At 45.0% G+C, this 15,219-nt stretch carries 7 protein-coding genes and 1 pseudogene; 4 read left to right on the forward strand and 4 right to left on the reverse strand.

What is annotated here, in order from left to right; translation table 11 throughout:
* Positions 1–8: 8 nt before the first annotated feature.
* Entirely contained in the window at positions 9–1,232 is a 1,224-nt protein-coding gene (locus AC1DV1_RS13975; RefSeq protein ID WP_477360136.1) for an aminotransferase class V-fold PLP-dependent enzyme, read from the reverse strand.
* Positions 1,233–1,358: 126 nt separating this feature from the next.
* On the opposite strand from AC1DV1_RS13975, the gene AC1DV1_RS13980 reads away from it, so the two are divergent.
* On the forward strand, positions 1,359–1,820 hold the full coding sequence (locus tag AC1DV1_RS13980; RefSeq protein WP_477360138.1) for an Lrp/AsnC family transcriptional regulator: 462 nt from the start codon (positions 1,359–1,361) through the stop codon (positions 1,818–1,820).
* 48 nt (positions 1,821–1,868) lie between these two features.
* Here the strand turns inward: AC1DV1_RS13980 and AC1DV1_RS13985 are convergent, their stop codons facing one another.
* From AC1DV1_RS13985 to AC1DV1_RS13995, 3 genes are all read right to left on the reverse strand, one after another.
* The gene (locus AC1DV1_RS13985) at positions 1,869–5,846 is read right to left on the reverse strand and encodes a Pls/PosA family non-ribosomal peptide synthetase (RefSeq protein WP_477360140.1); all 3,978 of its coding nucleotides are present in this window, start codon (positions 5,844–5,846) and stop codon (positions 1,869–1,871) included.
* A gap of 149 nt (positions 5,847–5,995) precedes the next feature.
* Positions 5,996–7,306 carry an amidohydrolase family protein gene (locus AC1DV1_RS13990; RefSeq protein WP_477360142.1) on the reverse strand — a complete coding sequence of 437 codons (1,311 nt, stop codon included), beginning with the start codon at positions 7,304–7,306 and terminating at the stop codon, positions 5,996–5,998.
* 183 nt (positions 7,307–7,489) lie between these two features.
* Positions 7,490–9,262 (reverse strand): PQQ-dependent sugar dehydrogenase, encoded by a 1,773-nt coding sequence (locus AC1DV1_RS13995; protein WP_477360144.1) that lies wholly within the window; start codon positions 9,260–9,262, stop codon positions 7,490–7,492.
* A gap of 252 nt (positions 9,263–9,514) precedes the next feature.
* Between AC1DV1_RS13995 and AC1DV1_RS14000 the strand changes: the two genes are divergently transcribed.
* From AC1DV1_RS14000 to AC1DV1_RS14010, 3 genes and pseudogenes are all read left to right on the forward strand, one after another.
* On the forward strand, positions 9,515–10,948 hold the full coding sequence (locus tag AC1DV1_RS14000) for an AAA family ATPase (protein WP_477360146.1): 1,434 nt from the start codon (positions 9,515–9,517) through the stop codon (positions 10,946–10,948).
* A gap of 108 nt (positions 10,949–11,056) precedes the next feature.
* Positions 11,057–12,361, forward strand: a complete 1,305-nt coding sequence (locus tag AC1DV1_RS14005) for an amino acid permease (protein ID WP_477360148.1) — start codon at positions 11,057–11,059, stop codon at positions 12,359–12,361.
* Between the two features lie 1,561 nt (positions 12,362–13,922).
* Positions 13,923–15,065, forward strand: a pseudogene (locus AC1DV1_RS14010) (outer membrane beta-barrel protein); the annotation flags it as partial.
* Positions 15,066–15,219: the final 154 nt, after the last annotated feature.

Raw genomic sequence — 15,219 nt, forward strand, 5'->3', positions numbered from 1 at the left:
TCCTTAAATTAAAAACCGGCCAGGCAATCACCCAACGCGTCAAGTTCATCAACAGTGTTATAATAATGAGGCGATACCCTGATGGCCCACTCTACCTGTTTTTCGTCAAAATCGATAACCGCAAATTCACGATAGGACGATACCACGTTGATATTGTGCTGTGAAAATTGCTTCACCAGGAACTCGGCCGATGAGTTTGCAACCGTAAAGGTAACAGACGAACTCAATTCGGGCCCCTGATCCAACACCCTGACATTTGTTATTGATGCTAAACGGCTGCGCAAATAGGCAGATAGCTGTTTAACCTGCTGCCAGATCCGGTCTTCGCCAATGGCCAGGCAGTACCTGATTGCTTCGGCGCTGCCAACTACAGTAGCGTAGGCAAACTCCCAGTCTTCAAAACGTTTTGCATCGGGCTGTTGCTCATATTGGTCTTTTTCTGTCCATCGCGCGCCGCGCATATCAATAAACAAAGGCTCGAGTTTGGCCCGCAAAGCTTTATCTGAAATATACAAAAAGCCCGAACCACGCGGCCCTCTTAAAAACTTACGGATAGTTGCCGATAAAAAATCGCATTGCAGCTGCTGTACATCCAGCTTCATTTGCCCTGCCGATTGGCAGGCATCTAAAATATACCATGTTTTATCACCATTTTCCCGGCTATATTTAGCATAGATGGCTGCAATCTGGTTAACCGGCTGCACCAGGCCCGAATTGGTGGGGATATGGGTTATAGCCAGCAACCTGGGCTTAAGCTCATATAATTTAGTTTCCAGGTCGGCAAGTTCGACACCGCCTGCGGCGGCATTTTTTATATGGACAATATCAACCCCAAACCGTTTTTTAAGCGACAGAAAATGGAGCTGGTTTGAGATATAATCGTCGCAATCAGTTAAAATGATATCTCCTGCAACAAATGGAATGGCAGATAAAGCCCTGATGTACGAGTCGGTAGCGCTTGCTGTAAAGGCGATGTTACCGGGTTTGCTATTGATAAGCCGGGCGGCCAGTTCATAAAATTCGGCAATGGCATCGGCCTTTGCTGTGGCGGCCTCATATCCGCCTATCTCGGCTTCCAGTCTAATATGGCCGGTAATGGCATCGGTAACTACATTGGGCATTAATGCGGCACCGGCGTTGTTTAAATGGTTAACATAGGTACAGCCGATAGTTTCGTTTCTGAATTGCTCAATTTCGGCCTCGGTGAATATGCTGTTGGCTAATAATTTCATAAAATTTTACCTGTTTGTTTACTGTGGATGATAATTCAAAACTACCAACAAGCCCCTGCATAAAAATCGCTTAATGACCGGTATTGCGCATGTTTTAATTAATTTAGCCCTTAAAACGGGTAAATTATGTACACGCTTGACGACTACGATAAAAAGCTGCTGCGCTTATTACAAAAAGACAACCGCCTTACCGCCCAGGCCCTGGCCCAAATGGTAAACCTTAGCGGGTCAGCTGTGCAAAGGCGGATAGCCAAACTGCGTGATGAAAAAATTATTGAGGCCGATGTAGCTATCATCTCGCCCGCTGTGGCAGGTGTTGGGCTAACCTGCATAGTAGATATCTGTATGCAGGAAGATGGCTCCCGCACTATCGAAAGGTTCAGGGCCGAAATTGAAAATTGCCCCGAAGTATCCCAGTGCTACTACGTAACCGGTACCTATGACCTGGTGCTTATTGTTAACACCCGGGATATGAAACACTACGAGCAATTCAGCAAAAAATATTTTATGGATAGCTCCGATGTGCAGCGCTTTTATACCCATGTAGTAATGGATAGGTTAAAAATGAGCTACGGGGTTTATATATAGGGATTGCTTTGTTGCAACTCTTCATTTGCCAAAACAATCCCTCAAAATCTAATTCAGCGCTTTAATAGGGCTGCCTGTCCATTCGGTTTGTGGGGCCAATTGCTCGCCTTTCATGATGAGCGATAGCGGCTCCAGTTTTACATCGTCGCCAATCTGGCTATCATACAAAATAATGCTGCGGGTGCCAATGCTGCAACGGGCACCTATCTGTATGGTTCCTACCTTCATCACACGGTCTTCAAATAAGTGGGTTTGCGGACCGCAATCTTCATTCAGGGCGGTATCGTCGCCGATGCTTACCATATCATATTCGGTGATATCGGTGGTATTAAGCCACACGCGTTTGCCTATTTTAACACCAAAAAGGCGCAATACCATAGGCAAAAAGGGAGTTCCCCTTAAAAAATCAAGCATAAAGGGAACGGCCAGGGCTTCGTAAGTACTGGTAATAGCCTCGCTGCGCCAAACCTTATGTGTCCACATGGGTTTTTGTTCTGTTTTGTATTTGCCTACAAATACCCACTTTAACGCCAGTGTGACCAGCAGGGCGGGGAGCCCCATGTAGTAGAGGTAATAAAAAGGAAGCTTTGGCAATTGCCCCAATATTTGCCATACGTTACGGTCTTTCACCAGGTCGTGAAAGTAGGCTATGAACAATACGCTGCAACAAATTATAACGGTTTCAGGCAATATGATCCTGATGGCTTCGATAGTTCCCCTTGCTATTTTGCGCCCCCATGAAGGTGTTGTAGTAAGCGACAGCGGATACTCGCCACTGCTTTGCCTGTGTGGCAGGGCAATGGCCGGCGAACCAAACCAATCGCCCAGCGGGTTATCAGCCTGTTGTTCTAACGTTGGCGGTACAGATAAAACCCCGATCAGCATATTATCGCCAAGGGTGTATCCTTGCGGGATGAGAGCGCTGTTACCCACAAAACTACTGTTGCCAATTGTGGTATTGTTCAAAATAAGCCGTTGCGCGCGGATGTCCTCTTCGCCCAGTGTTACTGCATCAGCAATAAATGATTCGTTACCAATGCTGAGCATGGTATGGGTTACGTTGCTTGCTGTCGAGATCTCGGTATTTTTGCCAATTTTGGCGCCCAGCATCCTAAAGAAAAACGAAACAAATACCGTGGCAAAAACGGGATGCAGTACAATAAGGGCTACAGATATCAGCTGATCTGACAACCATTTGCGCACATAGGTGCTACTAAAAACCGGGTAAGTACCTGGCTTAATACCCCACAAGAGCACCCGCGAAAGCAACACGGTTTCAAAAGCGTAAATGACGATGTACAGCAGCGTTAACAGCGGCACGTGTATAAAATAACTAAAGTTATAATCGGGCGAGTTAAGGTCCATGTAGTTCAGCAACTCTATCACTGGCAGCAACGGCAGCAATACCACTATCGGAAAAACAATCAACAGCAGGCTATACAAAAAGCCATAAGTTTTGATTTTTAAAAAAGGCGTTTTTAATGGCTGCGGCAGGTCTTCGAGGTTTGCTGTGTGTGCTTTTTCGGCAGGGCTGCCTTTCCAAACTTCAAAGGCCTTAATGGTTTTGCCGCCCTGTAGGTGGCTCAGGTCCTGGAGTTCACCCCAGTCTTCTACCTCGGCCCCACCGGATATTACCGCGTTGCTGCCGATATAGGCATGAGCGCCAATTTTTATCTTGCGGAATTTGATCATCCCATTCTCCACCGTCACATTATCCAGCACCACGCCCGAGCTCAGGCTGGCGTCGCCGCCAATTTCCAGCAGGTCATAAGCGCCCACTGTGATTGAGCTCAGCTGCACATCTTTGGCAATACGGGTACCCAGCATCCGCAGGTAAAGCGGATAAATTGGCGTTCCGTTCATGAATTGCGCGGGCGACAGCCTGATCAGGTTATCAACCAGCCAGTATTTGAAATAATAAAATCCCCACAAAGGGTGGTCGCCTTCCTTTACCTTACCCAGTAAAAGCCATTTGGCAGCTATCGCCATAAAAGACAAAAAAGGTGGCACCAAACAGTACAAAAACAGCGCGGTAATAATAGCGATAGTACGATCATCGCGCCCTGTTTCGGTATCGGCTACCACGTAATAGTAGCCCAGGTAAGGGATAAAAATCTGTATGGCAAACAAGCTATAGATAACCAGCAGCGCCAGGCCCTGCGATACACCACACAAAAAGTACCTTAGCGGCGGGATGTTTTGAAAAAGCTCTTTTTTAACGTGAACCTTTTGTTCTTTCTCCTTTTCTGCGTGTTCCCAGGCGCTGATGAGGTTTTTAACCGGCCTGTTTGTATAAATATCTTTGAGCGAGGCATGCTGTACACCAGCCTCCTTGCGCAGCCAGGATGAAAAGCTTGCTGCCAGCAGGGAGTGCCCGCCCAGGTCGGTGAAAAAATCCGATTCGGGGGTGATATCCCTGCCGGGGAAAATATGGTTCAGACCTGCCATTACCTTCAGGGCAATGGGATCGGTGGGGTTTATTTTTATTTCTTCCTGCACCTTTACTTGTAACAAGGCATCCGGCACGGGCAAGCCTTTGCGGTCTATTTTACCGCTGGATAGGCGGGGCAGCTTATCAAGCGCAACAATTACCAGCGGCACCATATAAGGCGGTAACGTTTCGGCCAGTTTTAACCGGGCATGGTGCTCTTCCAGGGTATGGCCATTTTTCAGGGTGATATAGCCTACCATCTGATCCTGCCCTGAGGCATCCTTTTTTAGGGCGACGGCGGCTGTGGCTACTTCTTCCAGCTGGTTAAGGCGAACTTCAATTTCGCCCAGTTCTATACGGTATCCGCGCAGCTTCACCTGGTCGTCAAGCCGCCCATGAAAATCAATACTGCCATCGGCCTGCATCACTACGGCATCGCCGCTCAGGTAAATTCTGTCGCCGGGTAAGCTTACAAGCGTGGCTGGCTTATTCAGGAATTTTTCTTTAGTTAATTCGGGGCGGTTGACATATCCCTCGCAAACGCCGGGGCCCGATATAATTAGCTCGCCCTGCTGGCCTACGGGTAAAATATTAAATTGGTCATCAACAACGGCCAGGTTATAATTGGGCAGCGGGCCGCCTATAGTTATAGCATCGCCTGGCTTTAAAGCTACCATAGTTGATGTTACCGTGGTTTCGGTTGGCCCGTAACTGTTGTAAAAAATATTTTTACCAGGCTTGCTCCAACGGTTCAATACCGCGGTTGTACAAGCTTCGCCGCCTGCGTTAACCAATCGTAGCAGCGGTATATCATCATCAATAACAGCCAGTAAGCTTGGCACGGCATGTAAAATGGTAATTTGTTGCTGCCTTAAGGTTTCGCTCAATTCGTCGATTGATTTGGCAGTTGTAGCATCGGCCACCCAGATAGTAGCCCCGGCAAAAAGGCTGATCCAGGTTTCTTCGCACCACATATCAAAGGATACAGAGAAGCCCTGGTACACCTTATCTTCGGGAGTTATACTGATAACGCTTTGTTCCGACCGGATGAGGTGGCAAATATTGCGGTGCAGTATCGGGATGCCCTTTGGCTTACCGGTACTGCCCGATGTATATAAAACATAAGCCCGGTCGTCGGGATTTGGACCGGCGGGCACTGTAAAATCGTCATACTCCTCCTGAAAAAGAGGAACTTTAAATACAGGACAGGACAATTGCGGCAATCCATCACTAAAACAGGCCGAGGCGCCAACTTCCTGCAAAACTATCTGTAGCCGCTCTTCGGGCATCTCCCTATCCAGCGGTACATAAGCCGCGCCCGATTTTACTATGCCTAATATCAGCGCGTGCAACTCCAGCCCGCGGGATTGCCAAACACCAACGGAGTGGCCGTTGCCAATTCCCTGGGAAGCGATAAAATATGCGATATGGTTGCTCCATTGGTCAAGCTGGCGGTAAGTTAGCTGCCTGCTGCCAAAAATAAGCGCGGTTTTATCCGGATATATTGCAGCCGAACTTCTGAAAATATCGGCAATAGTCTCATCTTTAATAAGGTCTGGGCGAAAGGCACCCGTTAGTTGGCTCTGGGATATCATAGGTATTGGTAATGCCGAAAATTACAGTATAGTTTTTGATAAAATTCAAGTTTATCAACTATAATTTTTACCATACTGCATGGCGATACCTATAACGAACAAGCAACTAATTTGTGATAATATTTAATAAAAATAAATACCAACCCGGTTTATTTATTCACATACACCACGCCGTCCTTCATCACAAAATGTACGTTCATGATGGCGTGGATATCTGTATCTACGTTACTATCTACCGCTATAATATCGGCCAGGAAACCGGGCTTCAGATTACCTATCTTGTTAGGCATATTAAGTTGTTTGGCGGCATTGATAGTAGCAAACTGCAGTAGTTGCGGGATGCTTACCCCCTCTTCATGATAACCGATAAGCGTATGCTTGGAAAATGCCGAATAGGGCATATGCACATCAATATAATCATCAGACCCAGCGGCCACTGTTACCCCAAACTTTAACGCGCGCTGCAGTCGGTTGGCCTGGGCATCCGTCATCTTTTTTAATTGGGATGCTACATTTTTATCGCTGGGATAGGCTATCGCAGCGTAGTTGGCATATATGGTGCTGTCGCCATCCGTAGGTACCAGGATCACTTTCTTTTTGGCCATCAGCATCAGGGTGCTATCATTTACCTTGTATCCGTGTTCAATGCCATCAACTCCGGCAATTACCGCGTTGTATACTGCCTGGTTATCCGTTGCGTGGGCGGTAACCCGCAAATTATAACGATGCGCCTCCTTTACAATCGCACGCATTTCATCAACAGAAAGGGCAGTACGGTTTGGGGTATTGTTGGAGTAAATTTTAATTACGTTGGCTCCCTGGGTAACGTTTTCGCGAACGGCCTGTATGGCATCGTCGGCGCTGGTTATTATCCGGTATTCGTCATTAGCTATATTCCGGTGCTGGTAAATTAAGCCTGGTAACTGTCCGCCCTCGCTCGATAATCCCTGCCCCGCGCAACTCATCCGCGGGCCAACAACCAAGCCATCTTCAATAGCTTTGCGCAAAGCGATATCTGCAAACTTGCCCGAGTTACCCAAATCCTGTACAGATGTTATACCTGCTTCTAAATAAGCCTTTGCCCTTACGGCACCATATATGGCCCGGTATGCATCGCCCTGCTGGGTTAATACTTTCTCTAAAGACAGGGTTGAAAAATCCATGCCCGCCTGCAACTCTTCCCTGAATAACAAATGCGTGTGTGAATCGATAAGGCCGGGAAGAATTGTGTATTTAGAAAGATCTATCAGTTCGCGGTCTTTCTTTTCTTCACCGGATAAATCCTTGTCGGCTTTTACCGATTCTATTTTATTGCCGTCAACCAATACATCCAGTCCTGTTTTAAACTGACCGGTTTCGCTGTCAAATAGCTTCCCGGTTTTAATAAGGTATTTATGCGTGGTTTGTGCCGAAGCAAAGTAAGGGATAACTAATAAGGCGAGGGTGATAAGTTTTTTCATTGGTAGCATATAGGCAATTAGCTTCCCGGCAGCTTTATTTAAATGAGCTTAGGGACAACGCAAGATAACATTTAAAATGCCTTCCTCATTTGTTAACTTTTTTACGGCCCGATACGGACAGCCAGCATGAAAAAGCAGAAGTAGCCTTAGCAACCACAGCGCGAAAACAGCGGTAAGGCCAGGTTATTTACCCGGCAAAGTAGCCCTTATTTTTTTTACTTCAGATGCCGTGACCAAGCTGCTATTGTTACCAAAATTGCTCCTGATATAGGTAAGTACACCGGCTATTTCTGCATCGCTCAAAAAATTGTGCTTTGGCATTACACTGTTGTATGGCTTGCCCTTCACGGTAACGGGCCCTTCAAGGCCGCTTAATAACACCCTTATGGCAGGCTCCTTTTCCATGTATTTGCCGCCGGTTACCCACTCCGATCCGCCCAGGGGCGGGAAAAGGTTGCCATCGCCTTTGCCATTTTTTTGATGACAGCTGGCACAGTGCGTGGTGTAAATTTTTGCACCGCCTTTAAGCATCCCGGTAGCAAAATTATTGCGGGCCTGATCGGGTATTTTAAAATTGGGTAGCTTTTTACGCAGTTCCATTTTGGTCAGCATGGCGCTGGTAAATTTAGTTTTGTCGCCCTGGTAAAAAATGCGCCACACCCTCCCTAATTCGGTATCGCTCACATATAATGATCCATCGGGCCCTGTAGATAAGCCCATGGGCCGGCAAAGCGCATCGCTTACACTTACCACGGTGTTGCGGCCCGCGAAACCATCGGCAAATATCTCCCACTTACCGGTAGGCACGCCATTTTTAAACGGCACAAAAGCCACAAAAAAACCAGCCTGCGGATATGGCGACCGGTTGGTTGAACCATGAAAAGCCACAAAAGCGCCATTCTTATAGCGGGCCGGGAACTGGTTGCCGGTGTAAAACAACAAATCATTGGGTGCCCAATGCGCCTGGAAGGCAATCAATGGCTGGGCATATTTTGCACCATCACCCGCTTTTATGCCATCGCCGCCATATTCGGGGTTTAACAGTTTTTTATGTTTTATAGGGTCGTAATAATAATATGGCCAGCCTACATCTGTACCTCGTTTTATCTTTAAAAACTCCTCGGCGGGCATAACAGCACTTTGCCAGGCGCTGAATTTTTTAGGGAACAACAAACGCAGATCGTCGCGGCCATGGGCTACAACATACAGGCAATTATCTGCGGTGTTCCAATCCATAGCTACCACGCTGCGCAAACCAGTGGCGTACCGGATACCGTCTTTTTGCTGCTGATTGGGCTTGGCTTCATCAAACTGCCATATACCGCCATACTCCTGCAACAAGGGGCAGCCTTTTATCCCCGGCGAACCGGGAACCCGGTTTTGCTCCTGGCAAGCATTGGATGGCGCACCAAAGGCAACGTACATATGCCCGGCATCATCAAAAGCCAGGGGCTTGGCGTCATGCTCATGCTCGCCGTGGGCATCATGTAATATCAATTCCAGCGGACCATCGGGCACCAACGTATTCGGATTTAATTTGGTACGGTAAACGTTTACCTCCGAACTGAAATACAGGTAGCCTTTATGCACCCGCATACTGGTACCATAAGGCCCTTTATCATCATAGTTGCCAAATTTTTTAATCGTATCTACCTTGCCGTCGCGATCCGTATCCCGTGCTGCAATGTTGCCGCCGATAGAATCGGGAAAGCGGAGTTTTACATAAATATCGCCATTGCTATTTACGGCCAGGTGGCGTGCCCTGCCAGCCAGGCTATCAATGGCAATTACGGCTTTGAAATTACCGGGCAGGTATAACCCGCCGTTGTTTTTATCGGCAGTTAGCGCTTTATCTGGATGTTTAACTAAAACAAAAGCGACCGTTATTGCCGCAATTGCAGTCGCCAAAAGCATCGTAACTGTTTTTCTTACTCCTAAAAAATTGTTTTTCTTCATCCGGAAATCATACGCCGACTATGATTCGGCAGCAGGTATTTGTCGGTAGTAAAAGGAATTTGAAGGGAAAATGTTTAAACAAAATTTACGTTGCAGTTTAGTTTGCTGCTATAGGCTGCCAAAACAGCAGTTAAAAACAAGGTTTTGGCCGCTTATAATTTTTTATAAGCGGCCAAAAGTATATATATTTGCATAATTATGGCCGCTTATACAAATCAATAACGGGCCAAAATTTAAAATCGATTGAAGTTTATGAAAGAAATTATAGGCAGAACACAAGAGAAACAGCTATTGCAACAGGCTTTAAAATCAAACGAAGCCGAATTAATTGCCATATATGGCCGTAGACGGGTGGGCAAAACTTACCTGATCAGGAAAGCGTTTCAAAAAAACATGATCTTTGAATTTTCGGGAGTGCATAACACTGTTGTTAAAGATCAATTGATCAACTTCAGAAATGTGCTTGCCGATGCAATGAAACTACCTGTGCCTTTGGCTGTACCATTAAATTGGACAGAGGCTTTTCAAATGCTTAAGAACTATGCCATTCCATTATTAAAAGAAAGCAAATGTGTTGTCTTTTTAGATGAGTTTCCATGGCTCAGCTCCCCCAAATCGGGATTTTTACCGGCATTTGAATTCTTTTGGAATTCATGGGGAACAAAACAAAATAACCTTGTTGTAACTATTTGTGGCTCCGCAGCATCATGGATGATACAAAAGGTTGTCAATAATAAAGGCGGCTTGCATAATCGAATCACCAAAAAGATCAGGCTACTCCCCTTTACGCTTGCCGAGACCATTGAATACCTTAAAAACAACAATATCAACCTGGATTATTACCAAGTAGTGCATATATATATGGCTATGGGTGGAATCCCTCAATACCTGAAAGAAATTATGCCCGGACAAAGTGCGGCGCAAAATATCGACAAGATTTGTTTTACAAAAGATGGTCTTTTACAAAGTGAATTTAAAAACCTATACCAATCGTTATTTACCGAAGCTGATAAACATATAGCAGTGGTTAAGGCCCTATCGGCAAAACCTTCGGGCCTAACCCGTAAAGAGATCATTGCCGAGTGTGGCTTCTCTACTGGCGGCAGGGCAACCCTGCTGCTGGAAGAATTAGCAGAATCGGGGTTTATTTCATCATACCTCCCTTTTGAAAAAAAATCAAACGATAGCATCTATAAACTATCCGACGAGTATTCCAGGTTCTACCTTAAATTTATAGAAAACAGCCGTGCAACAGGCCCGGGCACCTGGATTAAACTATCTACGTCCCCATCGTGGAAAAGCTGGAGTGGCACCGCTTTTGAAAGCGTTTGCTTAAAACATACGCCGCAAATTAAAGCAGCATTAGGCATAAGCGGAGTGTATACCGAAGAATCGGTATGGAGGTATACTCCAGGCAAAGGTCAGCCTGGTGCCCAAATCGATCTTTTACTTGACCGGCAGGACTTTTGTATCAGTATATGTGAAATGAAATTTTCAAACACAAGCTTTGCAATAGATAAGACCTATGCCCTGGAACTGACGCAAAAACGGGAAGTATTCAGAAACAAAACTAAAACCGCTAAAACAATATTTTTAGTAATGGTTACCACCTTTGGAACACAGGATAACAGCCACAAAACAGGGTTGATACAAAACGATGTTTTATTGGAAGACCTGTTTAAATAATTTTCGGCAACGTTTTCTGTTAAAATCACCGCCTTCCTCCTCCCGTTAAATTACTACGGCAGTATTTAATAAAAATCCTATCTTATCATCCTCAATTTATTTACAGCAATGCCCAACTCAGAAAAAAAATTAGGCTTATGGACAAGCACCTCCCTGGTGGCGGGCAATATGATAGGCGCAGGTGTTTTTTTACTGCCCGCCGCTATGGCCAGTTTCGGGAGTATTGGTTTGCTGGGTTGGGTATTTTCGGCAGTGGGCTCGTTTTTTCTGGCAAAAGTTTTCAGTAACATGAGTAAGCTACTGCCACATGCTACGGGTGGCCCCTACGCCTTTACACGTTACGGACTGGGCGATTTTGCAGGCTTCCTGGTGGCCTGGGGTTATTTCTTATCTACCTCATGCGCCTGCGCAGCCATTACCAAATCGCTGGTGAGTGCCTTAAGTACGTTTTTCCCACCGCTGGCTAGCGGCCTGCCGGCGGTAGCCACCGGCCTTTGCGCTATATGGTTGCTTACTTATATTAACACACGGGGTGTTGTAACCAGCGGCAAATGGCAGCTGGTTACAACCATACTTAAAATTTTACCACTGGTGCTTGTGGCATTTGGGGGCCTGTTTTTTTTACAGGCCAAAAACTTTAGCCCGTTTAACAGCAGCGGTACAAGTACCTATAGTGCAATAAGCACCACCGCGGCCATGACCCTTTTTTCTTTTATCGGAATTGAATGCGCCACTATACCCGCCGGGAGCGTGGAAAACCCACAAAAAACGGTGCCGCGTGCAACATTGCTGGGCCTGTTAATTGCTACATTGGTTTATATTTTAGGTAGTGTAAGCGTAATGGGGCTTATTCCCGCTGCCGAGTTGGCAAAGTCGCAAACGCCTTACGCCGATGCCGCCGCCATAATTTACGGCAACAACATTCGCTACTGGGTAAGCGCCGGCGTTGCCATTGCCGCTTTTGGCGCGCTTAACGGGTGGACACTGATGCAGGGGCAAATGCCCTTTGCTGTGGCCAGGGATAAATTATTCCCCGCCATATTTAGCAAGCAAAATAAAAAAGGCGTGCCTTACATGGGCATCCTGCTTAGCAGTACGCTTGTTTCTGTTTTTATGAGTATGAATTACTCCAAAGGATTTGTTGAACAATTCCGGTTTTTACTGATGCTTTCGCTGCTGTCGATGCTTATTCCTTACTTGTTATCGGCTGCATCCTATCTTATCATCAAGGTAAAAAACAAACAGGCAGATGGCTGGCTTGGCGCCGTGGTTTTGGCTATAGTAGCATTTGGTTATGCGCTGTGGAATATTGTAGGCACCGGCAAAGATGCCGTATATTACGGTTTTGTCTTACTGATGATGAGCGTGCCTTTTTACGTTTGGGTAGCCTACCAAAAAACCAAGGAGCAGTAGATACCCTTAAACTCATCGAACTTAAGTTAGCAGTAAAAAAAGCGTAAATTCAACTTATAATTTACCGCTCTAACCTATCGGCGTGCACTGCAACCTGCGTTGTAACCCCACTTGCCACTACCTCCTGTTTATTACCCGTATTTTAAATAAAATGTAATAATATTATTACACAGCAAACCCGCATCTGTTTATTAAGATGAAAATCAATTGCTTGTAGGCTTTAAAAAAGTCATAAATGTTAAATTTTGGGCTTTAAATGTTAAATATACAGGTTCAATTGTTAAATCGTTTTGATTACTAAAAACTTAGTTATACCTTGGTTTCCATAAATAACCTTATGAAAATCACAATTACTGCACTAATAATACTCCTGCTGGGTACAACCTCCGTTTTTGCACAAAATAATTACTCTATTAAAGGCGGAGTTGCCGATACGGCTTCAAATTCTAAATTAACCAACGCCACTGTTGCTGTTTTAAATGCCAAAGATTCTATCCTGCAAAAGTTTAGCCGGGTAAATGATGGCCAGTTCGCCATTAACAATTTAAAAAAAGGTAAATTCATTTTGCTGGTAAGCTACTCTGGCTACGCCGATTTTGTAGAGCGTTTTACACTCGACTCGGCACATACCACGCACGATTTTGGCCGCATAGGCATGATACTTAAAACGCAGCTGCTTAAAGAGGTTATTATAAAAGCCCAGGTAGCGGCTGTAAAAATTAAAGGCGATACCACCGAATTTAACGCCAAAGCATTTACCGTACAACCCAACGCCAAAGTAGAGGACCTGCTAAAAGAGCTTCCGGGCATCCAGGTGGATAAGGACGGTAAAATTACCGCACAGGGCCAAACTGTAAGCAAGGTTCTGGTTGATGGCGAGGAATTTTTTGGTGATGACCCTACCCTAGTTACCAAAAACCTGCGCGCCGATATGGTAGATAAAGTACAGCTTTACGACAAAAAAAGCGACCAGGCCGCATTTACAGGAATTGATGACGGGGTGAAGAATAAAACCATCAACATTAAACTTAAAGAGGATAAAAAGAACGGCTACTTTGGTAAAATAGATGCCGAAGGCGGTACCGATAAATATTATCAGGAGCAGATTTTATTTAATCGCTTTAAAGGCAAGCAGAAATTTTCTGTTTACGGAACTTTAGGTAATACAGGTAAGGTAGGTTTGGGCTGGGATGATAACAGCAAATACGGCGGCACCGGCGGCCTTGAATTTGGCGATGGCGGCGAAATATATTTTAACGGTGGTGGTGGCGACGACCTGGATTCGTTCAGCGGAAGGTTTGATGGCGAGGGAATCCCTTTAGCCAGATCGGCCGGCGCGCATTATGATACCAAATGGGATGGCGATAAGCAATCAATTAACGGCAATTATAAAATAGGATCGTTAAATGTGGATGGTACCAAAAATACAATAGCACAAAATAACTTCGACGGTACATTTAACACCAACAGCTCAGATCAAACTTTTCATAACCACATGTTCCGTCAAAAACTGGATTTAACCTACCAGGTTAAGATAGATACCAGTCAAAACCTGAAGCTTATGGTAGATGGTACGTCTAAAGACGCTATCACCAATACCAAATATGATTATGTAAGCAATTATGCAAACGGCGGGTTACAAAACACCAGTAAGCGTAATGTTGATAATGATGTAAAATCGAAAATATTTAACGCAAGCGCTTTTTATACTAAAAAATTCAAAAAGGTTGGTCGTACGTTTTCGTTAAATGTATCAGAATCGCTTAACCAAAGTGAGTCAAAGGGTTATTTGTACGCCCGTACAAAATCATATGATACAACTGCTACATTAACCCAGGACACAATTATCGATCAGCGCAAGGTATCAAACATAAAAAGCAACGTGTTAAATACCAACCTTACCTATACAGAGCCGCTTACCAAAAAGCTTTCGGCGGTGGTAAACTACGGCATCAATCTAAGCAACAGCAGTTCTGACAGGCGCTCCTATAACGATCCGGGAGGTTCCGGAAACTATACCACACTTGACACAACTGTGAGCAATTTTTATAAATTAAACCAGGTGGCAAACCAGTTTGGACTTAATCTTAATTATAAGGGCAAAAAAGCCACATTCAATTTTGGGTCGAGGGTGTCGGTGGTAAACTTTAAACAAATAGACGAGATCAGAAATGTACCTGACAGGACGCGTAATTTTGTGAACTGGTTTCCGCAGGCTACATTCCAATACCGCTTTTCACAGCAGGAATCTGTACGATTGAGTTACAATGGTAATACAACACAACCTACTATTGACCAAATTCAACCCGTACTGGTAAATAACGACCCGGTAAACAGAACAATTGGTAACCCCAATTTAAGGCCATCATACACCAATCGTTTAAATTTTAGCTATAACTCTTATAAAGTGCTCAGCGGGCAATCTGTTTGGTTATATGGTTCATACTCCAATACCTACAACCCTATCGTAAGCAACGTTACCACGGTGAATGGCAGAAACACCTATGTGTACACCAATCTTAACGGCAACCAAACAGTAAATATGTATGCAAGTGCCTACTTTGATAGAAAAATCCCCAAAGTAGATATAAACGCTGGCTTAGGTATTAACGGAAGCGGTAATACTTATTACAATTTTGTTAAGTACAACGATGGCCCCAACGCCTTAAATAAAACACAATCATACACTTATAGCCTTGATTTCAGGTTATCCAAATACAAACAAAAGAAGTATGATATGTGGGGGTCGGTAGGGCCTACCTATACTGTTAACTCTTCTTCGTTACAAACTAATATTAATAACAACGGCCGGGGCTTACAGGCAAACGGAGGCTTTAATATTTACCTCCCCCTGCACT

It is taken from the genome of Mucilaginibacter sp. P4_D1 (assembly GCF_056401935.1).